The 25,668-nt window shown below is 66.0% G+C and carries 30 protein-coding genes; all 30 read left to right on the top strand.

The genetic code is table 11. The features are described from left to right. Positions 1-290 precede the first annotated feature (290 nt). Positions 291-3,776, top strand: a complete 3,486-nt coding sequence (gene rpoB, locus AC0KTA_RS15275) for a DNA-directed RNA polymerase subunit beta (RefSeq protein ID WP_481055671.1) — start codon at positions 291-293, stop codon at positions 3,774-3,776. 93 nt (positions 3,777-3,869) lie between these two features. After that, positions 3,870-7,769, top strand: a complete 3,900-nt coding sequence (locus AC0KTA_RS15270) for a DNA-directed RNA polymerase subunit beta' (RefSeq protein ID WP_481055670.1) — start codon at positions 3,870-3,872, stop codon at positions 7,767-7,769. A 105-nt stretch (positions 7,770-7,874) separates the two neighbouring features. Further along, positions 7,875-8,411, top strand: coding sequence for a DUF1707 and DUF4190 domain-containing protein (locus tag AC0KTA_RS15265; RefSeq protein ID WP_481055669.1), 537 nt, complete (start codon positions 7,875-7,877; stop codon positions 8,409-8,411). A gap of 258 nt (positions 8,412-8,669) precedes the next feature. Beyond that, complete coding sequence (rpsL, locus tag AC0KTA_RS15260) at positions 8,670-9,041, top strand: 30S ribosomal protein S12 (RefSeq protein ID WP_003948652.1); 372 nt, start codon at positions 8,670-8,672, stop codon at positions 9,039-9,041. A 2-nt stretch (positions 9,042-9,043) separates the two neighbouring features. Next, entirely contained in the window at positions 9,044-9,514 is a 471-nt protein-coding gene (gene rpsG / locus AC0KTA_RS15255; RefSeq protein ID WP_003974303.1) for a 30S ribosomal protein S7, read from the top strand. Positions 9,515-9,553: 39 nt separating this feature from the next. After that, complete coding sequence (gene fusA, locus AC0KTA_RS15250) at positions 9,554-11,683, top strand: elongation factor G (RefSeq protein WP_481055668.1); 2,130 nt, start codon at positions 9,554-9,556, stop codon at positions 11,681-11,683. Positions 11,684-11,832: 149 nt separating this feature from the next. After that, on the top strand, positions 11,833-13,026 hold the full coding sequence (gene tuf, locus AC0KTA_RS15245) for an elongation factor Tu (protein ID WP_481055667.1): 1,194 nt from the start codon (positions 11,833-11,835) through the stop codon (positions 13,024-13,026). A gap of 515 nt (positions 13,027-13,541) precedes the next feature. Next, positions 13,542-13,850: a 30S ribosomal protein S10 gene (rpsJ, locus tag AC0KTA_RS15240; RefSeq protein WP_003948644.1), complete on the top strand. Its 309-nt coding sequence runs from the start codon at positions 13,542-13,544 to the stop codon at positions 13,848-13,850. Between the two features lie 14 nt (positions 13,851-13,864). Beyond that, a complete protein-coding gene (gene rplC / locus AC0KTA_RS15235; protein WP_481055666.1) occupies positions 13,865-14,509 on the top strand; it encodes a 50S ribosomal protein L3 in 645 nt (214 codons plus the stop codon). 7 nt (positions 14,510-14,516) lie between these two features. Beyond that, on the top strand, positions 14,517-15,173 hold the full coding sequence (gene rplD / locus AC0KTA_RS15230; protein ID WP_481055665.1) for a 50S ribosomal protein L4: 657 nt from the start codon (positions 14,517-14,519) through the stop codon (positions 15,171-15,173). Then, positions 15,173-15,589: a 50S ribosomal protein L23 gene (rplW, locus tag AC0KTA_RS15225; RefSeq protein ID WP_481055664.1), complete on the top strand. Its 417-nt coding sequence runs from the start codon at positions 15,173-15,175 to the stop codon at positions 15,587-15,589. Before rplD ends, rplW begins: the two co-directional genes overlap by 1 nt. A gap of 39 nt (positions 15,590-15,628) precedes the next feature. Further along, positions 15,629-16,465 carry a 50S ribosomal protein L2 gene (gene rplB, locus AC0KTA_RS15220; RefSeq protein ID WP_016645178.1) on the top strand — a complete coding sequence of 279 codons (837 nt, stop codon included), beginning with the start codon at positions 15,629-15,631 and terminating at the stop codon, positions 16,463-16,465. 12 nt (positions 16,466-16,477) lie between these two features. Beyond that, positions 16,478-16,759, top strand: a complete 282-nt coding sequence (rpsS, locus tag AC0KTA_RS15215) for a 30S ribosomal protein S19 (protein ID WP_003948639.1) — start codon at positions 16,478-16,480, stop codon at positions 16,757-16,759. Positions 16,760-16,799: 40 nt separating this feature from the next. Next, entirely contained in the window at positions 16,800-17,147 is a 348-nt protein-coding gene (gene rplV, locus AC0KTA_RS15210) for a 50S ribosomal protein L22 (RefSeq protein ID WP_004571827.1), read from the top strand. Further along, on the top strand, positions 17,147-17,986 hold the full coding sequence (gene rpsC, locus AC0KTA_RS15205) for a 30S ribosomal protein S3 (RefSeq protein WP_481055663.1): 840 nt from the start codon (positions 17,147-17,149) through the stop codon (positions 17,984-17,986). Before rplV ends, rpsC begins: the two co-directional genes overlap by 1 nt. A gap of 5 nt (positions 17,987-17,991) precedes the next feature. After that, complete coding sequence (gene rplP / locus AC0KTA_RS15200) at positions 17,992-18,411, top strand: 50S ribosomal protein L16 (protein WP_005313579.1); 420 nt, start codon at positions 17,992-17,994, stop codon at positions 18,409-18,411. Further along, positions 18,411-18,635: a 50S ribosomal protein L29 gene (gene rpmC / locus AC0KTA_RS15195; RefSeq protein ID WP_010036720.1), complete on the top strand. Its 225-nt coding sequence runs from the start codon at positions 18,411-18,413 to the stop codon at positions 18,633-18,635. The genes rplP and rpmC overlap by 1 nt, the downstream gene beginning before the upstream one ends. Further along, the gene (gene rpsQ / locus AC0KTA_RS15190) at positions 18,635-18,922 is read left to right on the top strand and encodes a 30S ribosomal protein S17 (protein WP_030039759.1); all 288 of its coding nucleotides are present in this window, start codon (positions 18,635-18,637) and stop codon (positions 18,920-18,922) included. Before rpmC ends, rpsQ begins: the two co-directional genes overlap by 1 nt. A gap of 140 nt (positions 18,923-19,062) precedes the next feature. Then, positions 19,063-19,431 carry a 50S ribosomal protein L14 gene (gene rplN / locus AC0KTA_RS15185; RefSeq protein WP_003974257.1) on the top strand — a complete coding sequence of 123 codons (369 nt, stop codon included), beginning with the start codon at positions 19,063-19,065 and terminating at the stop codon, positions 19,429-19,431. 2 nt (positions 19,432-19,433) lie between these two features. Beyond that, complete coding sequence (gene rplX, locus AC0KTA_RS15180; protein ID WP_030685463.1) at positions 19,434-19,757, top strand: 50S ribosomal protein L24; 324 nt, start codon at positions 19,434-19,436, stop codon at positions 19,755-19,757. Then, positions 19,757-20,314, top strand: coding sequence for a 50S ribosomal protein L5 (rplE, locus tag AC0KTA_RS15175; protein WP_016645173.1), 558 nt, complete (start codon positions 19,757-19,759; stop codon positions 20,312-20,314). The genes rplX and rplE overlap by 1 nt, the downstream gene beginning before the upstream one ends. A gap of 5 nt (positions 20,315-20,319) precedes the next feature. Further along, positions 20,320-20,505, top strand: coding sequence for a type Z 30S ribosomal protein S14 (locus AC0KTA_RS15170; protein ID WP_003956452.1), 186 nt, complete (start codon positions 20,320-20,322; stop codon positions 20,503-20,505). A 266-nt stretch (positions 20,506-20,771) separates the two neighbouring features. Further along, on the top strand, positions 20,772-21,170 hold the full coding sequence (rpsH, locus tag AC0KTA_RS15165; RefSeq protein ID WP_018528360.1) for a 30S ribosomal protein S8: 399 nt from the start codon (positions 20,772-20,774) through the stop codon (positions 21,168-21,170). A 24-nt stretch (positions 21,171-21,194) separates the two neighbouring features. Next, positions 21,195-21,734, top strand: coding sequence for a 50S ribosomal protein L6 (gene rplF / locus AC0KTA_RS15160; protein ID WP_037664023.1), 540 nt, complete (start codon positions 21,195-21,197; stop codon positions 21,732-21,734). 3 nt (positions 21,735-21,737) lie between these two features. Further along, the gene (gene rplR, locus AC0KTA_RS15155) at positions 21,738-22,121 is read left to right on the top strand and encodes a 50S ribosomal protein L18 (RefSeq protein WP_481055662.1); all 384 of its coding nucleotides are present in this window, start codon (positions 21,738-21,740) and stop codon (positions 22,119-22,121) included. A 65-nt stretch (positions 22,122-22,186) separates the two neighbouring features. Beyond that, positions 22,187-22,798, top strand: a complete 612-nt coding sequence (gene rpsE / locus AC0KTA_RS15150) for a 30S ribosomal protein S5 (RefSeq protein ID WP_481055661.1) — start codon at positions 22,187-22,189, stop codon at positions 22,796-22,798. Positions 22,799-22,800: 2 nt separating this feature from the next. Next, on the top strand, positions 22,801-22,983 hold the full coding sequence (gene rpmD / locus AC0KTA_RS15145) for a 50S ribosomal protein L30 (RefSeq protein ID WP_005481207.1): 183 nt from the start codon (positions 22,801-22,803) through the stop codon (positions 22,981-22,983). A 2-nt stretch (positions 22,984-22,985) separates the two neighbouring features. After that, positions 22,986-23,441, top strand: coding sequence for a 50S ribosomal protein L15 (rplO, locus tag AC0KTA_RS15140; protein ID WP_481055660.1), 456 nt, complete (start codon positions 22,986-22,988; stop codon positions 23,439-23,441). A 236-nt stretch (positions 23,442-23,677) separates the two neighbouring features. After that, positions 23,678-24,991: a preprotein translocase subunit SecY gene (secY, locus tag AC0KTA_RS15135; protein WP_481055659.1), complete on the top strand. Its 1,314-nt coding sequence runs from the start codon at positions 23,678-23,680 to the stop codon at positions 24,989-24,991. Continuing rightward, positions 24,991-25,647, top strand: a complete 657-nt coding sequence (locus tag AC0KTA_RS15130) for an adenylate kinase (RefSeq protein WP_481055658.1) — start codon at positions 24,991-24,993, stop codon at positions 25,645-25,647. Before secY ends, AC0KTA_RS15130 begins: the two co-directional genes overlap by 1 nt. The last annotated feature ends 21 nt before the right edge of the window (positions 25,648-25,668 follow it).

Here is a 25,668-nt window from a genome sequence, read left to right as displayed (position 1 = left end):
AGGGCAGTATCGATGTGCGTTGAGGACGTGGCTTGCCGCAGGTGTTGAGAACAAACAGGGTCCCCGGAAACCGGGACTGGACATCAGTGGGCCAGGTGGCTACACTGACCCTTTGCGCTGCCTGTTAGCTGCCTCCTGCCCGTCACCAGGGGCATGCCCTCGCTTGAGCACCGTGGATTGAAACGGCCCTGACCTGCCCCTCTATGGGTAAATCGGGAAACGCCTCTCTCTGTGTCCAGCTTGGGACCGGTACGCGCGTAGTGAGTCCGAGCCCTCGGAAGGACCCCCTCTTGGCCGCCTCGCGCACTGCCTCGACCGCGAATACGAACAACGGCGCCAGCACCGCCCCGCTGCGCATCTCCTTTGCAAAGATCAAGGAGCCCCTCGAGGTTCCGAACCTTCTTGCGCTGCAGACCGAGAGCTTTGACTGGCTGCTCGGCAACGACGCGTGGAAGGCTCGTGTCGAGGCGGCTCTGGAAAGCGGACAGGACGTCCCCACCAAGTCCGGTCTGGAGGAGATCTTCGAGGAGATCTCTCCGATCGAGGACTTCTCCGGGTCGATGTCGCTGACCTTCCGCGACCACCGTTTCGAGCCTCCGAAGAACTCGATCGACGAGTGCAAGGAGCGCGACTTCACGTTCGCCGCCCCGCTCTTCGTCACCGCCGAGTTCACCAACAACGAGACCGGTGAGATCAAGTCTCAGACGGTCTTCATGGGCGACTTCCCGCTCATGACGAACAAGGGCACCTTCGTCATCAACGGCACCGAGCGTGTCGTGGTGTCGCAGCTCGTCCGTTCGCCCGGTGTCTACTTCGACTCCTCCATCGACAAGACGTCCGACAAGGACATCTTCTCCGCCAAGATCATCCCGTCCCGGGGTGCCTGGCTGGAGATGGAGATCGACAAGCGCGACATGGTCGGTGTCCGCATCGACCGCAAGCGCAAGCAGTCGGTCACCGTGCTCCTGAAGGCTCTCGGCTGGACCACCGAGCAGATCCTCGAGGAGTTCGGCGAGTACGAGTCCATGCGCGCCACCCTGGAGAAGGACCACACCCAGGGTCAGGACGACGCGCTGCTCGACATCTACCGCAAGCTGCGCCCGGGCGAGCCGCCGACCCGTGAGGCCGCTCAGACGCTGCTCGAGAACCTCTACTTCAACCCGAAGCGCTACGACCTCGCGAAGGTCGGCCGCTACAAGGTCAACAAGAAGCTGGGTGCGGACGCTCCGCTCGACGCGGGCATCCTGACGGTCGAGGACATCATCGCCTCGATCAAGTACCTGGTGAAGCTGCACGCCGGTGAGACCGAGACCGTCGGTGACAGCGGTGTGGGCATCGTCGTCGAGACCGACGACATCGACCACTTCGGCAACCGCCGCCTGCGCAACGTCGGCGAGCTCATCCAGAACCAGGTCCGCACGGGTCTGGCTCGTATGGAGCGCGTCGTGCGTGAGCGCATGACGACGCAGGACGTCGAGGCGATCACGCCGCAGACGCTGATCAACATCCGGCCGGTCGTCGCCTCCATCAAGGAGTTCTTCGGCACCAGCCAGCTGTCGCAGTTCATGGACCAGAACAACCCGCTGTCGGGTCTCACCCACAAGCGCCGCCTGTCGGCGCTCGGCCCGGGTGGTCTCTCCCGTGAGCGGGCCGGCTTCGAGGTCCGTGACGTGCACCCGTCCCACTACGGCCGCATGTGCCCGATCGAGACGCCCGAAGGCCCGAACATCGGTCTGATCGGCTCGCTCGCCTCGTACGGCCGTGTCAACGCGTTCGGCTTCGTCGAGACGCCGTACCGCAGGGTCGCCGACGACCAGGTCACCGACGAGGTGGACTACCTGACCGCCGACGAGGAGGACCGCTTCGTCATCGCCCAGGCCAACGCGCCGCTGACCGACGACATGCGGTTCGCCGAGAACCGCGTCCTGGTCCGCCGCCGTGGTGGCGAGGTCGACTACGTCGCCGGTTCCGACGTGGACTACATGGACGTCTCGCCGCGCCAGATGGTGTCGGTCGCGACCGCCATGATCCCCTTCCTCGAGCACGACGACGCCAACCGTGCCCTCATGGGCGCGAACATGATGCGCCAGGCCGTGCCGCTGATCACCGCCGAGGCCCCCCTCGTCGGCACCGGCATGGAGTACCGCTGCGCGGTCGACGCCGGTGACGTGATCAAGGCCGAGAAGGCGGGTGTGGTCCAGGAGGTCTCCGCGGACTACGTCACCGTCACCAACGACGACGGCACGTACACCACGTACCGCGTCGCCAAGTTCTCCCGCTCCAACCAGGGCACCTCGGTGAACCAGAAGGTCGTCGTGGAGGAGGGCGCTCGCGTGGTCGAGGGCCAGGTCCTCGCCGACGGCCCGGCCACCGAGAACGGCGAGATGGCGCTCGGCAAGAACCTGCTGGTCGCGTTCATGCCGTGGGAGGGCCACAACTACGAGGACGCGATCATCCTGTCGCAGCGCCTCGTCCAGGACGACGTCCTCTCCTCGATCCACATCGAGGAGCACGAGGTCGACGCCCGTGACACCAAGCTCGGCCCGGAGGAGATCACCCGGGACATCCCGAACGTCTCCGAGGAGGTCCTCGCCGACCTCGACGAGCGCGGCATCATCCGGATCGGTGCCGAGGTCGTCGCCGGCGACATCCTCGTCGGCAAGGTCACGCCCAAGGGCGAGACCGAGCTGACGCCGGAGGAGCGTCTGCTCCGCGCGATCTTCGGTGAGAAGGCCCGCGAGGTCCGTGACACCTCCCTGAAGGTCCCGCACGGCGAGATCGGCAAGGTCATCGGCGTCCGCGTCTTCGACCGCGAGGAGGGCGACGAGCTTCCCCCCGGTGTGAACCAGCTGGTGCGCGTGTACGTGGCGCAGAAGCGCAAGATCACCGACGGTGACAAGCTCGCCGGCCGACACGGCAACAAGGGCGTCATCTCGAAGATCCTGCCCATCGAGGACATGCCGTTCCTCGAGGACGGAACTCCGGTCGACATCATCCTCAACCCGCTGGGTGTCCCGTCCCGAATGAACCCGGGACAGGTCCTGGAGATCCACCTCGGCTGGCTCGCCAGCCGCGGCTGGGACGTCTCCGGTCTCGGCGAGGAGTGGGCTCAGCGCCTGCAGGTCATCGGCGCCGACGCGGTCCAGCCCGGCACGAACGTCGCGACCCCCGTCTTCGACGGTGCCCGCGAGGACGAGCTGGCCGGTCTGCTCCAGCACACGATCCCGAACCGCGACGGCGAGCGCATGGTGCTCCCCTCCGGCAAGGCGCGCCTGTTCGACGGCCGCTCCGGCGAGCCGTTCCCGGACCCGATCTCGGTCGGGTACATGTACATCCTCAAGCTGCACCACCTGGTCGACGACAAGCTGCACGCCCGGTCGACCGGTCCGTACTCGATGATCACCCAGCAGCCGCTGGGTGGTAAGGCTCAGTTCGGTGGCCAGCGCTTCGGCGAGATGGAGGTGTGGGCGCTGGAGGCTTACGGCGCCGCCTACGCCCTCCAGGAGCTGCTGACGATCAAGTCCGACGACGTGACCGGCCGCGTGAAGGTCTACGAGGCCATCGTCAAGGGCGAGAACATCCCCGAGCCCGGCATTCCCGAGTCCTTCAAGGTGCTCATCAAGGAAATGCAGTCGCTCTGCCTCAACGTGGAGGTGCTGTCCTCGGACGGCATGTCCATCGAGATGCGCGACACGGACGAGGACGTCTTCCGCGCGGCGGAGGAGCTCGGCATCGACCTGTCCCGGCGCGAGCCGAGCAGCGTCGAAGAGGTCTGACGGGAGTCCGGCGGGCTCAGCGATGAGCCCGCCGGCCCCAGGACCCCGTTTCAGACCCCTAAGACTTACAACCCTGAGAGGGATTGACGCATAGTGCTCGACGTCAACTTCTTCGATGAGCTCCGGATCGGTCTGGCCACCGCTGACGACATCCGTCAGTGGAGCCACGGCGAGGTCAAGAAGCCCGAGACCATCAACTACCGCACCCTCAAGCCCGAAAAGGACGGACTCTTCTGCGAGAAGATCTTCGGTCCGACCCGGGACTGGGAGTGCTACTGCGGCAAGTACAAGCGCGTCCGCTTCAAGGGCATCATCTGTGAGCGCTGCGGCGTCGAGGTCACTCGCGCCAAGGTGCGCCGTGAGCGGATGGGCCACATCGAGCTGGCCGCGCCCGTCACGCACATCTGGTACTTCAAGGGCGTCCCGTCGCGCCTCGGCTACCTCCTCGACCTCGCGCCGAAGGACCTCGAGAAGGTCATCTACTTCGCCGCGTACATGATCACGTTCGTGGACGAGGAGCGCCGCACCCGCGACCTGCCCTCCCTGGAGGCGCACGTCTCCGTGGAGCGCCAGCAGATCGAGAACCGCCGCGACTCCGACCTGGAGGCCCGCGCCAAGAAGCTCGAGACCGACCTGGCCGAGCTGGAGGCCGAGGGCGCCAAGGCCGACGTACGCCGCAAGGTGCGCGAAGGTGCCGAGCGGGAGATGAAGCAGCTGCGCGACCGTGCGCAGCGCGAGATCGACCGTCTCGACGAGGTGTGGAACCGCTTCAAGAACCTCAAGGTCCAGGACCTGGAGGGCGACGAGCTGCTCTACCGCGAGCTGCGTGACCGCTTCGGCACGTACTTCGACGGTTCGATGGGTGCCGCGGCGCTGCAGAAGCGCCTGGAGTCCTTCGACCTCGACGAGGAGGCCGAGCGTCTCCGCGAGATCATCCGTACCGGTAAGGGCCAGAAGAAGACCCGTGCGCTGAAGCGGCTGAAGGTCGTGTCTGCCTTCCTGCAGACCTCCAACAGCCCCAAGGGCATGGTGCTCGACTGCGTGCCGGTCATCCCGCCGGACCTGCGTCCGATGGTGCAGCTGGACGGTGGCCGCTTCGCGACCTCCGACCTGAACGACCTGTACCGCCGCGTGATCAACCGCAACAACCGCCTGAAGCGGCTTCTCGACCTCGGCGCGCCCGAGATCATCGTGAACAACGAGAAGCGCATGCTCCAGGAGGCGGTCGACGCCCTCTTCGACAACGGCCGTCGTGGTCGCCCGGTGACGGGCCCCGGCAACCGTCCGCTGAAGTCGCTGTCCGACATGCTCAAGGGCAAGCAGGGTCGCTTCCGTCAGAACCTGCTCGGTAAGCGTGTGGACTACTCCGCGCGTTCCGTGATCGTCGTCGGTCCGCAGCTGAAGCTGCACCAGTGCGGTCTGCCGAAGGCGATGGCGCTGGAGCTCTTCAAGCCGTTCGTGATGAAGCGCCTGGTCGACCTGAACCACGCGCAGAACATCAAGTCGGCGAAGCGCATGGTCGAGCGCGGCCGCACGGTCGTGTACGACGTGCTCGAAGAGGTCATCGCGGAGCACCCGGTGCTGCTGAACCGTGCGCCCACGCTGCACCGCCTCGGCATCCAGGCCTTCGAGCCGCAGCTGGTCGAGGGCAAGGCCATTCAGATCCACCCGCTCGTCTGCACCGCGTTCAACGCGGACTTCGACGGTGACCAGATGGCCGTGCACCTGCCGCTGTCCGCGGAGGCGCAGGCCGAGGCCCGCATCCTGATGCTGTCCTCGAACAACATCCTCAAGCCGGCCGACGGCCGTCCGGTGACGATGCCGACGCAGGACATGGTCCTGGGTCTGTTCTTCCTCACCACGGACGAGGAGGAGCGCGAAGTCAAGGGCGAGGGCCGTTCGTTCGGCTCCACGGCCGAGGCGATCATGGCGTTCGACGCCGGCGAGCTCTCGCTGCAGGCGAAGGTCGACATCCGCTTCCCGGTGGGCACCATCCCGCCGCGCGGCTGGACCCCGCCGGCCATCGAGGAGGGCGAGCAGGAGTACCAGCAGGGCGACAGCTTCCGGCTGCGTACGACCCTGGGCCGCGCGCTCTTCAACGAGCTGCTGCCCGAGGACTACCCGTTCGTCGACTACTCGGTGGGCAAGAAGCAGCTCTCCGAGATCGTCAACGACCTGGCCGAGCGCTACCCCAAGGTCATCGTGGCGGCGACGCTCGACAACCTGAAGGCGGCGGGCTTCTACTGGGCGACCCGTTCCGGTGTCACCGTGGCCATCTCCGACGTCGTGGTCCCCGAGGCCAAGAAGGCGATCGTCGCGGGCTACGAGGCGCAGGACGAGAAGGTCCAGAAGCAGTACGAGCGCGGCCTGATCACCAAGGAAGAGCGCACGCAGGAGCTCATCGCGATCTGGACCAAGGCGACCAACGAGGTCGCCGAGGCGATGAACGCGAACTTCCCCAAGACCAACCCCATCTTCATGATGGTTGACTCGGGTGCCCGAGGAAACATGATGCAGATGCGGCAGATCGCCGGTATGCGTGGTCTGGTGTCGAACGCGAAGAACGAGACCATCCCGCGTCCGATCAAGGCGTCCTTCCGCGAGGGCCTCTCCGTGCTGGAGTACTTCATCTCCACGCACGGTGCCCGTAAGGGTCTTGCGGACACCGCCCTTCGTACCGCCGACTCCGGTTACCTCACCCGTCGTCTGGTCGACGTCTCCCAGGACGTCATCATTCGCGAGGAGGACTGTGGCACCGAGCGTGGTCTGAAGCTGAAGATCGCGGTCAAGGGCGAGGACGGCGTGCTCCGCAAGACGGAGAACGTCGAGACCTCGGTGTACGCCCGCATGCTGGCCGAGGACGTCGTCATCGACGGCAAGGTCATCGCGCCGGCCAACGTCGACCTCGGTGACGTGCTCATCGACGCCCTGGTCGCCAACGGCGTCGAGGAGGTCAAGACCCGCTCGGTCCTGACCTGTGAGTCGGCGGTCGGCACCTGCGCCTTCTGCTACGGCCGTTCGCTGGCCACCGGCAAGCTGGTCGACATCGGTGAGGCGGTCGGCATCATCGCCGCCCAGTCCATCGGTGAGCCCGGCACGCAGCTGACGATGCGTACCTTCCACACCGGTGGTGTGGCCGGTGACGACATCACCCAGGGTCTGCCCCGAGTCGTCGAGCTCTTCGAAGCCCGTACGCCGAAGGGTGTCGCCCCGATCTCCGAGGCCGCGGGCCGGGTCCGCATCGAGGAGACCGAGAAGACCAAGAAGCTCGTCGTCACCCCGGACGACGGCAGCGACGAGACGGCGTTCCCGATCTCGAAGCGCGCCCGTCTCCTGGTGGGCGAGGGCGACCACGTCGAGGTGGGCCAGAAGCTCACCGTGGGTGCCACCAACCCGCACGACGTGCTGCGCATCCTCGGCCAGCGCGCCGTCCAGGTGCACCTGGTCGGCGAGGTCCAGAAGGTCTACAACTCGCAGGGTGTGTCGATCCACGACAAGCACATCGAGATCATCATCCGGCAGATGCTGCGCCGCGTGACGATCATCGAGTCCGGCGACGCGGAGCTGCTGCCGGGCGAGCTCGTGGAGCGCTCGAAGTTCGAGACCGAGAACCGTCGTGTGGTCACCGAGGGCGGTCACCCCGCCTCCGGCCGTCCGCAGCTGATGGGTATCACCAAGGCCTCGCTGGCGACGGAGTCCTGGCTGTCGGCCGCCTCCTTCCAGGAGACGACCCGAGTGCTGACGGACGCGGCGATCAACGCCAAGTCCGACAGCCTCATCGGCCTCAAGGAGAACGTCATCATCGGTAAGCTCATCCCGGCCGGTACGGGCCTGTCCCGCTACCGCAACATCCGGGTCGAGCCGACCGAGGAGGCCAAGGCCGCGATGTACTCGGCCGTCGGCTACGACGACATCGACTACTCGCCCTTCGGGACGGGTTCGGGTCAGGCCGTGCCGCTGGAGGACTACGACTACGGTCCGTACAACCAGTAAGAGCGCGTAGCACACACCACAGGGCGGTCACCCGGCGAGGTCGGGTGGCCGCCCTGCGGCGCGTTGGCGCATCATGGGGACAGACAACTTCCGGGGGAGGCGCGCGTGACGAATCCGTCGTGGCAGCCGGGGCCGTGGCCGCCCAAGCAGGGACTGCCCGCCGCACAGCCGGGCCAGCCGCCGATGCTCGCCGGGCACTCCGACCGTGAGCGCGCGGTCGACGTGCTGCGGGCGGGCTTCGCCGAGGGCCGCCTGCAGCAGGACGAGTACGAGCGGCGGGTGGGCCGCGCCTACGAGGCCCGCACGGTGGGGGAGTTGAGCCTGCTGGTCGCGGATCTCCCGCAGGGCCCGCTCGGCTTCCAGCAGCCCGCGCCGGGGCATGTGCCGCCGACGTTCATGCCGGTGGCGCCGCCCACGAACGGCAAGGCGGGCGCGGCGCTCGCCTGCGGCATCGGCACGTTCTTCACCCTGGGCCTGACGGCCGTGCCCGCGGTCATCCTGGGGCACATGGCCCGCTCGGAGATCCGCCACACGCACGAGGGCGGGGACGGCATGGCGGTCGCGGGCCTGGTCCTCGGCTGGCTGTCGATCGCGGCCTGGACCCTGCTCCTGCTCCTGATCGTGTCGGTGACCTCGAGCTGAGTCCGCCCGGCGTGTCCTGGGTCCGGGGTATTTGTTTTGACCGCAGCCAATGAGGTAGGTACGCTCAGACCTTGTGCCTGGGGTGTGCCCGGGCTCGTGTGCGTGTCTTCAACCGCACGGCGGGCTCGATACCGGCCACCGTAATCTGCGCCCTCTCCGCCCTCAGCGGGAGTCTGCAGCATTCGACACACCCGACCGCGTGGGTCGGCAACGTTCCAGGTTAGCTTTACTACTCGGCACACAGAAACCGGAGAAGTAGTGCCTACGATCCAGCAGCTGGTCCGCAAGGGCCGGCAGGACAAGGTCGAGAAGAACAAGACGCCCGCACTCGAGGGTTCCCCTCAGCGCCGTGGCGTCTGCACGCGTGTGTTCACGACCACCCCGAAGAAGCCGAACTCGGCCCTGCGTAAGGTCGCGCGTGTGCGTCTGACCAGCGGCATCGAGGTCACTGCTTACATTCCGGGTGAGGGACACAACCTGCAGGAGCACTCCATCGTGCTCGTGCGCGGCGGCCGTGTGAAGGACCTGCCCGGTGTTCGCTACAAGATCATCCGGGGTTCGCTCGACACCCAGGGTGTCAAGAACCGCAAGCAGGCCCGCAGCCGCTACGGCGCCAAGAAGGAGAAGTAAGAATGCCTCGTAAGGGCCCCGCCCCGAAGCGCCCGGTCATCATCGACCCGGTCTACGGCTCTCCTCTGGTGACCTCCCTCATCAACAAGGTGCTGCTGAACGGCAAGCGCTCCACCGCCGAGCGCATCGTCTACGGCGCCATGGAGGGTCTGCGTGAGAAGACGGGCAACGACCCGGTCATCACGCTGAAGCGCGCGCTCGAGAACATCAAGCCGACCCTCGAGGTCAAGTCCCGCCGCGTCGGTGGTGCGACCTACCAGGTGCCGATCGAGGTCAAGCCCGGTCGCGCCAACACGCTGGCCCTGCGCTGGCTGGTCGGCTACTCCCGCGCCCGGCGCGAGAAGACGATGACCGAGCGTCTGCTCAACGAGCTCCTCGACGCCTCCAACGGCCTCGGTGCCGCTGTGAAGAAGCGCGAGGACACCCACAAGATGGCCGAGTCCAACAAGGCCTTCGCGCACTACCGCTGGTAGTCGCAACCCACATCGAGACCGAGAGAAGACTGAGCCGATATGGCTACCACTTCGCTTGACCTGGCCAAGGTGCGCAACATCGGCATCATGGCTCACATCGACGCGGGCAAGACGACGACCACCGAGCGGATCCTGTACTACACCGGTGTTTCGTACAAGATCGGTGAGGTCCACGACGGTGCTGCCACCATGGACTGGATGGAGCAGGAGCAGGAGCGTGGCATCACGATCACCTCTGCTGCCACCACCTGTCACTGGCCGCTGGACGACGTAGACCACACGATCAACATCATCGACACCCCGGGGCACGTCGACTTCACCGTTGAGGTGGAGCGCTCCCTGCGTGTGCTCGACGGTGCCGTGACGGTGTTCGACGGCGTTGCCGGCGTCGAGCCGCAGTCCGAGACCGTGTGGCGTCAGGCCGACCGCTACGGCGTCCCGCGTATCTGCTTCGTCAACAAGCTCGACCGGACCGGTGCCGAGTTCCACCGCTGCGTCGACATGATCACGGACCGCCTTGGCGCGCAGCCGCTGGTCATGCAGCTCCCGATCGGTGCCGAGGCCAACTTCCAGGGCGTTGTCGACCTGGTCCGCATGAAGGCCTTCGTGTGGTCCGCCGACACCAAGCTCGGCGAGGCCTACGACGTCGTGGACATCCCGGCCACGCACACCGAGGCGGCCGACGAGTGGCGCGGCAAGCTGCTCGAGGCCGTCGCCGAGAACGACGAAGAGATCATGGAGCTGTACCTGGAGGGCCAGGAGCCTTCCGAGGAGCAGCTGTACGCGGCCATCCGCCGCATCACGATCGCTTCGGGCCGTACGACCGACGAGACCACCGTCACCCCGGTGTTCTGCGGTACCGCGTTCAAGAACAAGGGCGTCCAGCCCCTGCTCGACGCCGTCGTGCGCTACCTGCCTTCCCCGCTTGACGTCGAGGCCATCGAGGGCCACGGCGTGAAGGACCCGGAGGAGGTCGTCAAGCGCAAGCCGTCCGACGAGGAGCCGCTGGCCGCGCTGGCGTTCAAGATCGCGAGCGACCCGCACCTGGGCAAGCTCACCTTCGTCCGGATCTACTCCGGCCGCCTGGAGTCCGGCACCGCGGTGCTGAACTCCGTCAAGGGCAAGAAGGAGCGCATCGGCAAGATCTACCGCATGCACGCGAACAAGCGTGAGGAGATCGAGTCGGTGGGCGCCGGCGACATCGTCGCCGTCATGGGCCTGAAGCAGACCACCACCGGTGAGACGCTGAGCGACGACAAGAACCCGGTCATCCTGGAGTCCATGGACTTCCCGGCGCCGGTCATCGAGGTCGCCATCGAGCCCAAGTCCAAGGGTGACCAGGAGAAGCTGGGTGTCGCCATCCAGCGTCTCGCGGAGGAGGACCCCTCCTTCCGGGTGCACTCGGACGAGGAGACCGGCCAGACCATCATCGGCGGCATGGGCGAGCTGCACCTCGAGGTGCTCGTCGACCGCATGCGCCGTGAGTTCCGGGTCGAGGCCAACGTCGGCAAGCCGCAGGTCGCGTACCGCGAGACCATCCGCAAGACGGTCGAGCGCGTGGACTACACCCACAAGAAGCAGACCGGTGGTACCGGTCAGTTCGCCAAGGTGCAGATCGCGATCGAGCCGATCGAGGGCGGCGACGCCTCGTACGAGTTCGTGAACAAGGTCACCGGTGGTCGTATCCCGAAGGAGTACATCCCTTCGGTCGACGCCGGCTGCCAGGAGGCCATGCAGTTCGGCATCCTCGCCGGTTACGAGATGACCGGTGTCCGCGTCACGCTGATCGACGGTGCGTACCACGAGGTCGACTCCTCGGAGCTCGCCTTCAAGATCGCCGGCTCGCAGGCCTTCAAGGAGGCCGCGCGCAAGGCCAGCCCCGTGCTCCTCGAGCCGATGATGGCCGTCGAGGTCACCACGCCCGAGGACTACATGGGCGATGTCATCGGCGACATCAACTCCCGCCGTGGCCAGATCCAGGCCATGGAGGAGCGCAGCGGCGCTCGCGTCGTGAAGGGCCTCGTGCCCCTCTCGGAGATGTTCGGCTACGTCGGAGACCTCCGCAGCAAGACGTCGGGTCGCGCAAGCTACTCGATGCAGTTCGACTCCTACGCCGAGGTTCCGCGGAACGTCGCCGAGGAGATCATCGCGAAGGCCAAGGGCGAGTAACTCACCCGAGTACACGCTTTAGGCTTGACACCGTCTGCCGGGGCAAACCCCGCAATCCGTGAGGAATGCCCCGGCGGTCGGCACCCCAGCAAAGATCACCTGGCGCCGATGAAGTAAGGCGTACAGAACCACTCCACAGGAGGACCCCAGTGGCGAAGGCGAAGTTCGAGCGGACTAAGCCGCACGTCAACATCGGCACCATCGGTCACATCGACCACGGTAAGACGACCCTCACGGCCGCCATTACCAAGGTGCTGCACGACGCGTACCCCGACCTGAACGAGGCTTCGGCCTTCGACCAGATCGACAAGGCTCCCGAGGAGCGCCAGCGCGGTATCACCATCTCCATCGCGCACGTCGAGTACCAGACCGAGGCGCGCCACTACGCCCACGTCGACTGCCCCGGTCACGCGGACTACATCAAGAACATGATCACCGGTGCCGCGCAGATGGACGGCGCGATCCTCGTGGTCGCCGCCACCGACGGCCCGATGCCGCAGACCAAGGAGCACGTGCTCCTGGCCCGCCAGGTCGGCGTTCCGTACATCGTTGTTGCGCTCAACAAGGCCGACATGGTGGACGACGAGGAGATCCTGGAGCTCGTCGAGCTCGAGGTCCGTGAGCTCCTCTCCGAGTACGAGTTCCCGGGCGACGACGTCCCGGTCGTCAAGGTCTCGGCGCTCAAGGCGCTCGAGGGCGACGCCGAGTGGGGCAAGACCGTCCTCGACCTGATGAAGGCCGTCGACGAGTCCATCCCGCAGCCCGAGCGTGACGTCGACAAGCCGTTCCTGATGCCGATCGAGGACGTCTTCACGATCACCGGTCGTGGCACCGTCGTCACCGGTCGTATCGAGCGTGGTGTCCTCAAGGTCAACGAGACCGTCGACATCATCGGCATCAAGACCGAGAAGACCACCACCACGGTCACCGGCATCGAGATGTTCCGCAAGCTGCTCGACGAGGGCCAGGCCGGTGAGAACGTCGGTCTGCTCCTCCGTGGCATCAAGCGCGAGGACGTCGAGCGCGGCCAGGTCATCATCAAGCCGGGCTCGGTCACCCCGCACACCGAGTTCGAGGCGCAGGCGTACATCCTGTCGAAGGACGAGGGTGGCCGTCACACCCCGTTCTTCAACAACTACCGCCCGCAGTTCTACTTCCGTACGACGGACGTGACCGGCGTCGTGACCCTCCCCGAGGGCACCGAGATGGTCATGCCGGGTGACAACACCGAGATGAAGGTGGAGCTCATCCAGCCCGTCGCCATGGAAGAGGGCCTGAAGTTCGCCATCCGTGAGGGTGGCCGGACCGTCGGCGCCGGCCAGGTCACCAAGATCAACAAGTAAGGTTCCCTTGCTTGCTGGTCGGGGAGACCCGGCTGCTCTGAACTGAGCGCAGCGAGAGGCCCCACGCGCCCTTACGGCGGGTGGGGCCTCTTGTCGTGTCCGGGGGGTCCGGGACGGCCGTGCCGCTTGACAAGCGGCTCGATTGGCCTTCGTCGTCCCACCTATGGCACACTGTTCAGGTTGCTCGGTTGAGTGCCGATGCTGCGCGCCTCCCGCCGGGAGGACTGGAAGCGAGTCCCACGGTACTCGTCGCCCCAACTGCCGTAAGGCAGCGCTGAGGCGGACGTACGGGAATCTTCCGGGAAGTGCGGCAAGGTGGCTCGACCAGGCGCCCGGTGGGTTTCTTCCCCCGGACCCGCGGTCGTTTCCAGGGCCGCAGCCCCTAGCAGGGAAATCCTTCGGGAGATCTGTGTGAGCGGGACTGCGACACGCCCGACCGCGTGGGTCGGATGGAAGTAGAAAACAGGGCCTCCTGAGGTGCCAGAGCGTTCGAGACAAAGGACTACTAAGTAGCCATGGCGGGACAGAAGATCCGCATCCGGCTCAAGGCCTACGACCACGAGGTCATCGACTCTTCGGCGAAGAAGATCGTCGAGACGGTGACTCGCACTGGTGCGTCGGTCGCGGGCCCGGTGCCGCTGCCCACTGAGAAGAACGTGTACTGCGTCATCAAGTCGCCGCACAAGTACAAGGACTCGCGCGAGCACTTCGAGATGCGCACGCACAAGCGCCTGATCGACATTCTCGACCCGACGCCCAAGACCGTTGACTCGCTGATGCGCCTGGACCTTCCGGCCGGCGTCGACATCGAGATCAAGCTCTGAGAGGCACGGAAGAGATGACCAAGCAGATCAAGGGCATCCTGGGCGAGAAGCTCGGCATGACCCAGGTCTGGGACGAGAACAACCGTGTCGTCCCGGTGACCGTGGTCAAGGCCGGGCCCTGCGTCGTTACCCAGGTCCGTAAGAATGACATCGACGGCTACGAGTCGGTCCAGATCGCCTTCGGCGAGATCGACCCGCGCAAGGTGAACAAGCCCCTCAAGGGTCACTTCGCCAAGGCCGACGTGACCCCCCGCCGCCACCTCGTCGAGATCCGTACCGCCGACGCCGGCGAGTACACCCTCGGCCAGGAGCTGACCGCCGCGACCTTCGAGTCCGGCGTCAAGGTCGACGTGACCGGCAAGAGCAAGGGCAAGGGCTTCGCCGGTGTCATGAAGCGCCACAACTTCGGTGGCCTCGGCTCCAGCCACGGCACGCAGCGCAAGCACCGCTCGCCCGGTTCCATCGGTGGCTGCGCCACCCCTGGCCGTGTGTTCAAGGGCCTCCGCATGGCGGGCCGCATGGGCAACGAGCGGGTCACCACCCAGAACCTGACCGTTCACGCCGTTGACGCGGAGAAGGGTCTGCTCCTCATCAAGGGAGCGGTGCCCGGTCCGAACGGCGGCCTCGTCCTGGTCCGTACCGCGGCCAAGGGGGCTTGAGGAACCGATGAGCACCATTGACATCCTTTCGCCGGCAGGCGACAAGGCCGGGACCGTCGAGCTCCCCTCGGAGATCTTCGACGTCGAGAAGGTCAGCATCCCGCTGATCCACCAGGTCGTTGTCGCCCAGCTGGCCGCTGCCCGTCAGGGCACGCACAAGACCAAGACCCGTGGCGAAGTCCGCGGCGGTGGCAAGAAGCCGTACCGCCAGAAGGGCACCGGTCGCGCCCGTCAGGGCTCGACCCGCGCGCCGCAGTTCGCCGGTGGTGGCGTCGTGCACGGTCCCGTGCCGCGTGACTACTCGCAGCGGACCCCGAAGAAGATGAAGGCCGCGGCCCTGCGCCACGCCCTCACCGACCGGGCCCGCAACGCTCGCATCCACGTCGTCTCCGGCGTGGTCGAGGGCGAGACCCCGTCGACCAAGGCCGCGAAGAGCCTGCTCGGCAAGATCAGCGAGCGCAAGAACGTGCTCCTGGTCATCGAGCGCTCGGACGAGGCCGCGCTGCTGTCCGCGCGCAACCTGCCCCAGGTCCACATCCTGGAGCCGGGCCAGCTCAACACGTACGACGTTCTCGTCTCGGACGACGTGGTCTTCACCCAGGCCGCGCTCGAGTCCTTCGTGTCCGGCCCGAAGGCCACTGACACCGAAGGGAGCGAGGCCTGATGGCTATCCGTCACCCCGCTATCGCCTCGAAGGCGGCCAAGGCCGCCAAGGCCGCGCGCGTCGCCAAGGCGCGTCGTCACGCCGCCGAGGGCAAGAACACCGTTGAGACGCCGCTGAGCAAGAGCTTCACGGACCCCCGTGACGTCCTCCTCAAGCCGGTCGTCTCCGAGAAGAGCTACGCGCTGCTCGACGAGGGCAAGTACACCTTCGTCGTGGCGCCCGGCGCCAACAAGACCCAGATCAAGCAGGCCGTCGAGGCGGTCTTCTCGGTCAAGGTCACCGGCGTCAACACGCTCAACCGGCAGGGCAAGCGCAAGCGCACTCGCACCGGTTTCGGCAAGCGTGCCGACTCCAAGCGCGCGATCGTGACCCTCGCCGAGGGCGACCGTATCGACATCTTCGGCCAGGCCTCCTAACGGAGCGCCCTGGTCCGAATATCGGACGAGGACTGAGAAATGGGAATCCGCAAGTACAAGCCGACGACGCCGGGCCGCCGTGGCTCCTCCGTCGCCGACTTCGTCGAGGTCACGCGGTCCACGCCGGAGAAGTCGCTGGTCCGCCCGCTGCACAGCAAGGGCGGCCGTAACAACGCCGGTCGTGTGACCGTTCGCCACCAGGGTGGCGGACACAAGCGCGCCTACCGCGTGATCGACTTCCGTCGGCACGACAAGGACGGCGTGCCGGCGAAGGTCGCGCACATCGAGTACGACCCGAACCGCACCGCGCGCATCGCGCTGCTGCACTACGCAGACGGCGAGAAGCGCTACATCATCGCTCCGCGCGGCCTGTCGCAGGGTGACCGGATTGAGAACGGCCCCGGCGCCGACATCAAGCCCGGCAACAACCTCGCGCTCCGCAACATCCCGGTCGGTACCACGATCCACGCGATCGAGCTCCGTCCGGGTGGTGGCGCCAAGTTCGCCCGCTCCGCGGGTGCCTCCGTGCAGCTGCTGGCGAAGGAGGGCTCGATGGCCCACCTTCGTATGCCGTCCGGTGAGATCCGCCTGGTCGACGTGCGCTGCCGCGCCACGGTCGGCGAGGTCGGCAACGCCGAGCAGTCGAACATCAACTGGGGCAAGGCCGGCCGTATGCGCTGGAAGGGCGTTCGCCCGACCGTGCGTGGTGTCGTGATGAACCCGGTCGACCACCCGCACGGCGGTGGCGAGGGCAAGACCTCCGGTGGTCGCCACCCGGTCTCGCCCTGGGGCAAGAAGGAAATGCGTACTCGTGATCGCAACAAGGCGAGTAACAAGTACATCGTCCGCCGCCGCAAGACGAACAAGAAGCGCTAGGAGCGGGTTTAGATGCCGCGCAGTCTCAAGAAGGGGCCCTTCGTCGACGACCACCTGATCAAGAAGGTGGACGTACAGAACGAAGCAGGCACCAAGAACGTCATCAAGACCTGGTCCCGTCGCTCGATGATCGTCCCGGCGATGCTGGGCCACACGATCGCGGTGCACAACGGCAAGACCCACATCCCGGTGTTCGTCACCGAGTCGATGGTCGGCCACAAGCTCGGCGAGTTCTCGCCGACTCGCACCTTCCGCGGCCACGTCAAGGACGACCGGAAGTCGAAGCGCCGCTAAGCGGGGTGGAACGACTATGACTAACACCGAAGGGACAACCATGGAAGCCAGGGCCCAGGCGCGGTACATCCGCGTCACGCCCATGAAGGCCCGCCGCGTGGTGGACCTCATCCGTGGCATGGATGCCACGGAGGCTCAGGCGGTCCTGCGTTTCGCCCCGCAGGCCGCGAGCGTGCCGGTCGGCAAGGTGCTGGACAGCGCCATTGCCAACGCCGCGCACAACTACGACCACACCGACGCCTCTTCGCTGGTCATCAGCGAGGCGTACGTGGACGAGGGCCCGACCCTGAAGCGGTTCCGTCCGCGTGCCCAGGGCCGTGCCTACCGGATCCGTAAGCGGACCAGCCACATCACCGTGGTCGTCAGCAGCAAGGAAGGAACCCGGTAATGGGCCAGAAGGTAAACCCGCACGGGTTCCGGCTCGGTGTCACGACCGACTTCAAGTCGCGTTGGTACGCCGACAAGCTGTACAAGGACTACGTCAAGGAAGACGTCGCCATCCGTCGGATGATGACGTCCGGCATGGAGCGCGCCGGCATCTCGAAGGTGGAGATCGAGCGCACCCGTGACCGCGTGCGGGTGGACATCCACACCGCGCGTCCCGGCATCGTCATCGGCCGCCGTGGCGCCGAGGCCGACCGCATCCGCGGTGACCTCGAGAAGCTCACGGGCAAGCAGGTCCAGCTGAACATCCTCGAGGTCAAGAACCCCGAGACGGATGCTCAGCTCGTGGCCCAGGCCGTTGCGGAGCAGCTGTCCTCCCGCGTCTCCTTCCGTCGTGCCATGCGCAAGAGCATGCAGTCGGCGATGAAGGCGGGCGCCAAGGGCATCAAGATCCAGTGTGGCGGCCGTCTCGGCGGCGCCGAGATGTCGCGCTCGGAGTTCTACCGCGAGGGCCGTGTGCCCCTGCACACGCTCCGCGCGAACGTCGACTACGGCTTCTTCGAGGCCAAGACGACCTTCGGCCGCATCGGCGTGAAGGTCTGGATCTACAAGGGCGACGTCAAGAACATCGCCGAGGTCCGCGCCGAGAACGCCGCTGCCCGCGCCGGCAACCGCCCGGCCCGTGGTGGCAACGACCGCCCGGCCCGTGGTGGCCGCGGTGGCGAGCGTGGCGGCCGCGGTCGCAAGCCGCAGCAGCAGTCCGCGCCGGCTGCCGAGGCCCCCAAGGCCGAGGCTCCCGCCGCCGCTGCCGCTCCGGCTGAGAGCTCTGGAACGGAGGCCTGACCGACATGCTGATCCCCCGTAGGGTCAAGCACCGCAAGCAGCACCACCCCAAGCGCCGCGGTATGGCCAAGGGTGGTACGACGGTTGCGTTCGGCGAGTACGGCATCCAGGCCATGACCCCGGCGTACGTGACCAACCGCCAGATCGAGGCGGCCCGTATCGCGATGACCCGCCACATCAAGCGTGGCGGCAAGGTCTGGATCAACATCTACCCGGACCGCCCGCTGACCAAGAAGCCCGCCGAGACCCGCATGGGTTCCGGTAAGGGTTCCCCCGAGTGGTGGGTCGCGAACGTGCACCCGGGCCGGGTGATGTTCGAGCTGTCCTACCCGAACGAGAAGATTGCGCGTGAGGCTCTCACTCGCGCAGCCCACAAGCTGCCGATGAAGTGCCGGATCGTCAAGCGCGAGGCAGGTGAAGCGTGATGTCGGCCGGTACCAAGGCGTCTGAGCTGCGCGAGCTGGGCAACGAGGAGCTCCTCAACAAGCTCCGCGAGGCCAAGGAAGAGCTGTTCAATCTCCGCTTCCAGGCGGCGACGGGTCAGCTCGAGAACCACGGCCGGCTGAAGGCCGTCCGTAAGGACATCGCGCGGATCTACACCCTGATGCGTGAGCGCGAGCTGGGCATCGAGACGGTGGAGAGCGCCTGATGAGCGAGAGCAACGTGACTGAAGAGACGAAGGCCGCGCGCGGCTTCCGCAAGACCCGTGAGGGTCTCGTCGTCAGCGACAAGATGGACAAGACCGTCGTCGTCGCCGTCGAGGACCGCGTCAAGCACGCGCTGTACGGCAAGGTCATCCGCCGTACGAACAAGCTCAAGGCCCACGACGAGCAGAACGCCGCGGGCGTCGGCGACCGTGTCCTCCTGATGGAGACCCGGCCGCTGTCCGCGACGAAGCGCTGGCGCGTCGTCGAAATCCTCGAGAAGGCCAAGTAGGTAATTCCCGCAAGGGAATTCCAACAAGTACAGCTCTGAGGGGTATCCCTCAGGGTTCGTTCCGCCAGGCTCGGCAGGGGCCCAACTCCCGTAAGGGATAAGGCCCCTGCCGGGAACCGGCAGACAAACAGGAGATAGACGTGATCCAGCAGGAGTCGCGACTTCGTGTCGCCGACAACACGGGTGCGAAGGAAATCCTCACCATCCGTGTTCTCGGTGGCTCGGGTCGCCGCTACGCGGGCATCGGTGACGTCATCGTCGCCACCGTCAAGGACGCGATCCCCGGTGGCAACGTGAAGAAGGGTGACGTCGTCAAGGCGGTCATCGTTCGCACCGTCAAGGAGCGCCGCCGTCCGGACGGCTCGTACATCCGCTTCGACGAGAACGCCGCCGTCATTCTGAAGAACGACGGCGACCCTCGCGGCACCCGTATCTTCGGCCCGGTCGGCCGTGAGCTGCGCGAGAAGAAGTTCATGAAGATCATCTCGCTCGCGCCGGAGGTGCTGTAAGCATGAAGATCAAGAAGGGCGACCTGGTTCAGGTCATCACCGGCAAGGACAAGGGCAAGCAGGGCAAGGTCATTGCCGCTTACCCGCGCGAGGAGCGCGTCCTGGTCGAGGGTGTCAACCGGGTCAAGAAGCACACGAAGGCCGGCCCGACGGCCAGCGGCTCGCAGGCCGGCGGCATCGTGACCACCGAGGCCCCCGTCCACGTCTCCAACGTCCAGCTGGTCGTGGAGAAGGACGGCAACAAGGTCGTCACGCGCGTCGGTTACCGCTTCGACGACGAGGGCAACAAGATCCGCGTTGCCAAGCGGACGGGTGAGGACATCTGATGACGACCACCACCACTCCGCGCCTCAAGACGAAGTACCGCGAGGAGATCCAGGGCAAGCTGCAGGAGGAGTTCTCGTACGAGAACGTCATGCAGATCCCCGGTCTCGTCAAGATCGTGGTGAACATGGGTGTCGGCGACGCCGCCCGTGACTCCAAGCTCATGGACGGTGCCGTCCGTGACCTGACCACGATCACCGGTCAGAAGCCGGCCATCACCAAGGCCCGGAAGTCCATCGCGCAGTTCAAGCTGCGTGAGGGTCAGCCGATCGGTGCCCACGTCACGCTCCGTGGCGACCGCATGTGGGAGTTCCTGGACCGCACCCTGTCGCTCGCGCTGCCGCGCATCCGCGACTTCCGTGGTCTGTCCCCCAAGCAGTTCGACGGCCGTGGCAACTACACCTTCGGTCTCACGGAGCAGGTCATGTTCCACGAGATCGACCAGGACAAGATCGACCGTGTCCGGGGTATGGACATCACCGTGGTCACCACGGCGACCAACGACGCTGAGGGCCGGGCGCTCCTTCGTCACCTCGGCTTCCCGTTCAAGGAGGCGTGAGCGAGATGGCGAAGAAGGCTCTGATTGCCAAGGCTGCTCGTAAGCCCAAGTTCGGTGTGCGTGCGTACACCCGCTGCCAGCGCTGCGGCCGTCCGCACTCCGTGTACCGCAAGTTCGGCCTGTGCCGCGTGTGCCTTCGTGAGATGGCTCACCGTGGCGAGCTGCCGGGCGTGACCAAGAGCTCCTGGTAATCCCGCCCACCCGTCGCCCGACCACCGCCCCTCAAGGGCGGCCCTTCGGGCCGACTGGTTGGATTGGGATTACCTGAAGCTCTCGGTAAGCAATGAGGTTGGCGGGTGGCCCACCACACATGGCTTAGGCTTGTGTGGTTGGGCGCCTGCCGCCCTCGTACGACTTACTACGCCGTAGGTCCCCGCGCCGCACCCGTCCCGCCTCTGAGTGGGGAGAGGGATGGCGCATACAGGAAACCCCGGCGAGAGAGGCCGAAGGCCAATTCATGACCATGACTGATCCGATCGCAGACATGCTTACGCGTCTGCGGAACGCGAACTCGGCGTACCACGACACCGTGGCGATGCCGCACAGCAAGATCAAGTCGCACATCGCGGAGATCCTCCAGCAGGAGGGTTTCATCACGGGCTGGAAGGTCGAGGACGCCGAGGTCGGCAAGAACCTCGTTCTCGAGCTCAAGTTCGGGCCGAACCGTGAGCGCTCCATCGCGGGCATCAAGCGGATCTCGAAGCCTGGTCTGCGCGTGTACGCGAAGTCCACCAACCTGCCGAAGGTGCTCGGCGGCCTGGGCGTGGCCATCATCTCCACGTCGCACGGTCTGCTCACCGGCCAGCAGGCGGGCAAGAAGGGCGTGGGTGGGGAAGTCCTCGCCTACGTCTGGTAGCGGAAGGGAACGGAGGAAACAGCTATGTCGCGTATTGGCAAGCTCCCCATCACGGTTCCCGCCGGCGTGGACGTCACCATCGATGGCCAGACGGTCCAGGTGAAGGGCCCCAAGGGTTCCCTGAGCCACACCGTTGTCGCGCCGATCGAGATCGCTAAGGGTGAGGACGGCGTGCTCAGCGTCACCCGCCCCAACGACGAGCGTCAGAACAAGGCCCTGCACGGCCTGTCCCGCACGCTGGTGGCGAACATGATCACCGGCGTGACCCAGGGTTACGTGAAGAAGCTCGAGATCAGCGGTGTCGGTTACCGCGTCCTGGCGAAGGGCTCCAACCTGGAGTTCTCGCTCGGCTACAGCCACCCGATCCTGGTCGAGGCGCCCGAGGGCATCTCGTTCAAGGTCGAGTCGCCGACCAAGTTCTCGGTCGAGGGCATCGACAAGCAGAAGGTCGGCGAGGTTGCGGCCAACATCCGCAAGCTGCGCAAGCCTGACCCGTACAAGGCCAAGGGCGTCAAGTACGAGGGCGAAGTCATCCGCCGCAAGGTCGGAAAGGCGGGTAAGTAAGCCATGGCATACGGTGTCAAGATTGCTAAGGGCGACGCTTACAAGCGTGCTGCCATCAAGCGCCGTCACATTCGTATCCGGAAGCACATCTCCGGTACGGCCGAGCGTCCGCGCCTGGTCGTGACGCGCTCCAACCGCAACATCGTCGCCCAGGTGATCGACGACGTGAAGGGTCACACCCTCGCGTCGGCGTCCACCCTGGACACGACGATCCGCGGTGGCGAGGGCGACAAGTCCGCGCAGGCCAAGCAGGTCGGCGCCCTGGTCGCCGAGCGCGCCAAGGCCGCCGGTGTCGAGACTGTCGTGTTCGACCGTGGTGGTAACCAGTACGCCGGGCGCATCGCCGCTCTGGCGGACGCCGCCCGCGAAGCCGGACTCAAGTTCTGAGTCGTCCGTCGCGCAGCGACCAAGTGTCACTGCGTAGCTAGCGGAAACAGAGAGAGGTAATTCCAATGGCTGGACCCCAGCGCCGCGGTGGCGGTGCCGGTGGCGGCGAGCGGCGGGACCGGAAGGGTCGCGACGGTGGCGCAGCTGCCGCCGAGAAGACCGCGTACGTTGAGCGCGTTGTCGCGATCAACCGCGTCGCCAAGGTTGTGAAGGGTGGTCGTCGCTTCAGCTTCACCGCGCTGGTCGTGGTGGGCGACGGTGACGGCACCGTGGGTGTCGGTTACGGCAAGGCCAAGGAGGTGCCGGCCGCCATCGCCAAGGGTGTGGAGGAGGCCAAGAAGCACTTCTTCAAGGTCCCCCGTATCCAGGGCACCATCCCGCACCCGATCACGGGCGAGAAGGCTGCGGGCGTCGTCCTGCTCAAGCCGGCTTCCCCCGGTACCGGTGTTATCGCCGGTGGCCCGGTGCGCGCCGTGCTCGAGTGCGCGGGCGTGCACGACATCCTGTCGAAGTCGCTCGGTTCGTCGAACGCGATCAACATCGTGCACGCGACCGTGGCTGCCCTCAAGGGTCTGCAGCGTCCCGAGGAGATCGCGGCTCGCCGTGGTCTGCCCCTCGAGGACGTCGCCCCTGCGGCTCTGCTGCGTGCGCGTGCCGGTGCGGGAACGGGTGCGTAATCATGGCTCAGCTCAAGATCACGCAGACGAAGTCGTACATCGGCAGTAAGCAGAACCACCGCGACACCCTGCGTTCCCTTGGTCTCAAGGGCATCAACACGCAGGTCGTCAAGGAGGATCGTCCCGAGTTCCGCGGCATGGTGCACACCGTCCGCCACCTCGTGACGGTCGAGGAGGTCGACTGATCATGGCGGAGAACAACCCGCTCAAGATCCACAACCTCCGTCCCGCCCCGGGCGCCAAGACCGCGAAGACCCGTGTCGGTCGTGGTGAGGCGTCGAAGGGTAAGACGGCCGGTCGTGGTACCAAGGGCACCAAGGCCCGTTACCAGGTTCCGGAGCGCTTCGAGGGCGGGCAGATGCCCCTCCACATGCGTCTCCCGAAGCTGAAGGGCTTCAAGAACCCGTTCAAGACCGAGTTCCAGGTCGTGAACCTGGACAAGCTCACCGCCCTCTACCCCGAGGGTGGCGAGGTCACGGTGGCCGACCTGGTCGCCAAGGGCGCCGTTCGCAAGAACAGCCTTGTCAAGGTCCTCGGCCAGGGTGAGGTCACCGTGGCGCTGCAGGTGACGGTTGACGCCGTCTCCGGCTCCGCCAAGGAGAAGATCACCGCCGCCGGCGGTACCGTCACCGAGCTCGTCTGAATTTCCCAGGCGTCTCGATGACTTGAGCGATCCCGACCGGGGATGCCCCACAAAAGGGGCATCCCCGGTTGGTCGTTCCAAGGGGGGCACGGTCGCCGGTAAGGTGGCGTGCACTGTTAACTTTCCGCGCGGTCTGTCCTCGCGACAGGTCGTGCGGTCTTGCCTGTTACGTACTTATCCGTCGGACCCACCATCGTCACCTCTGACGCAGTAGCGCGGGGGTCGCAGGAGGCACCGTGCTCACCGCGTTCGCCCGGGCGTTCAAGACGCCCGACCTGCGCAAGAAGCTGCTCTTCACGCTCGGCATCATCGTGATCTACCGGCTCGGGACGCATATCCCGATTCCCGGTGTTGACTACAAGAACGTCCAGACCTGTATCGACGCGGCCAATGCCAACCAGGGCCTGTTCGGTCTGGTCAATATGTTCAGCGGTGGCGCGCTCCTGCAGATCACGATCTTCGCGCTCGGCATCATGCCGTACATCACGGCGAGCATCATCCTGCAGCTCCTGACCGTGGTGATCCCACGCCTGGAAGCCCTCAAGAAGGAGGGCCAGGCCGGCACGGCCAAGATCACGCAGTACACGCGCTATCTGACCATCGCGCTCGCGATCCTGCAGGGCACCGGCCTCGTCGCCACCGCCCGCACCGGCACGCTGTTCAGCGGCTGCCCGGTCGCCTCGGAGATCGTCCCCGACCAGTCGATCTTCGTCACCATCACCATGGTCATCACCATGACCGCCGGTACGGCCTGTGTGATGTGGCTCGGTGAGCTCATCACCGACCGCGGCATCGGCAACGGCATGTCGATCCTCATGTTCATCTCGATCGCCGCCACCTTCCCCGCCGCCCTCTGGGGCATCAAGAAGCAGGGCGATCTGGCGGGCGGCTGGATCGAGTTCGGCACCGTCATCCTGGTCGGTCTGTTCATGGTCGGCCTGGTCGTCTTCGTCGAGCAGGCCCAGCGCCGCATCCCGGTGCAGTACGCGAAGCGCATGATCGGCCGCCGGTCCTACGGGGGTACGTCGACGTACATCCCGCTGAAGGTCAATCAGGCGGGCATCATCCCTGTGATCTTCGCCTCGTCGCTGCTCTACATTCCCGCGCTGGTCGCCCAGTTCGCGGGTGGGCAGTCCGGGTGGAAGACCTGGATCGAGCAGAACCTGACCAAGGGTGACCACCCGATTTACATCGTCACCTACTTCGTGTTGATCGTGTTCTTCGCCTTCTTCTACGTGGCGATCTCGTTCAACCCGGAGGAAGTCGCGGACAACATGAAGAAGTATGGTGGCTTCATCCCGGGCATCCGGGCTGGCCGCCCGACCGCTGAGTACTTGAGCTACGTACTCAACCGGATCACGTGGCCGGGCTCGCTGTATCTGGGGCTGATCGCTCTTGTGCCAACGATGGCGTTGGTGGGCTTCGGGGCCAACCAGAACTTCCCGTTCGGCGGGACGAGCATCCTGATCATCGTGGGTGTGGGTCTGGAGACCGTGAAGCAGATCGAGAGCCAGCTCCAGCAGCGCAATTACGAAGGGTTCCTCCGCTGATGCGAATCGTCCTCGTCGGGCCGCCCGGTGCCGGCAAGGGAACGCAGGCCGCGTTCCTTGCCAAGAACCTGTCGATCCCGCACATCTCCACGGGCGACCTCTTCAGGGCCAACATCAGTCAGCAGACCGAGCTCGGCAAGCTGGCCAAGTCCTACATGGACGCCGGGAACCTGGTCCCCGACGAGGTCACCATCGGGATGGCCAAGGACCGCATGGAGCAGCCCGACGCGGAGAACGGCTTCCTGCTCGACGGCTTCCCGCGGAACGTGTCGCAGGCCGAGGCGCTCGACGAGATGCTCAAGTCCGAGCGCATGAAGCTGGACGCCGTCCTGGACCTGGAGGTCCCCGAGGACGAGGTCGTCAAGCGCATCGCGGGCCGCCGCATCTGCCGCAAGGACTCCAGCCACGTCTTCCACGTGACGTACAGCCCGCCGAAGGCGGACGGCGTCTGTGACGTGTGCGGCGGTGAGCTCTACCAGCGCGAGGACGACTCGGAGGACACCGTCCGCAAGCGCCTGGAGGTCTACCACTCGCAGACCGAGCCGATCATCGACTACTACAAGGCCCAGGGCCTGGTGGTCACGATCTCGGCGCTCGGCAAGGTGGACGAGGTCACGAAGCGCGCGATGTCGGCGCTCTCGGGCGAGGATGCCTGACAGAGCTTGGCTGTGACTGGG

The organism is Streptomyces sp. Y309 (genome assembly GCF_056712025.1).
This window is presented reverse-complemented; position numbering and strand designations above follow the sequence as displayed.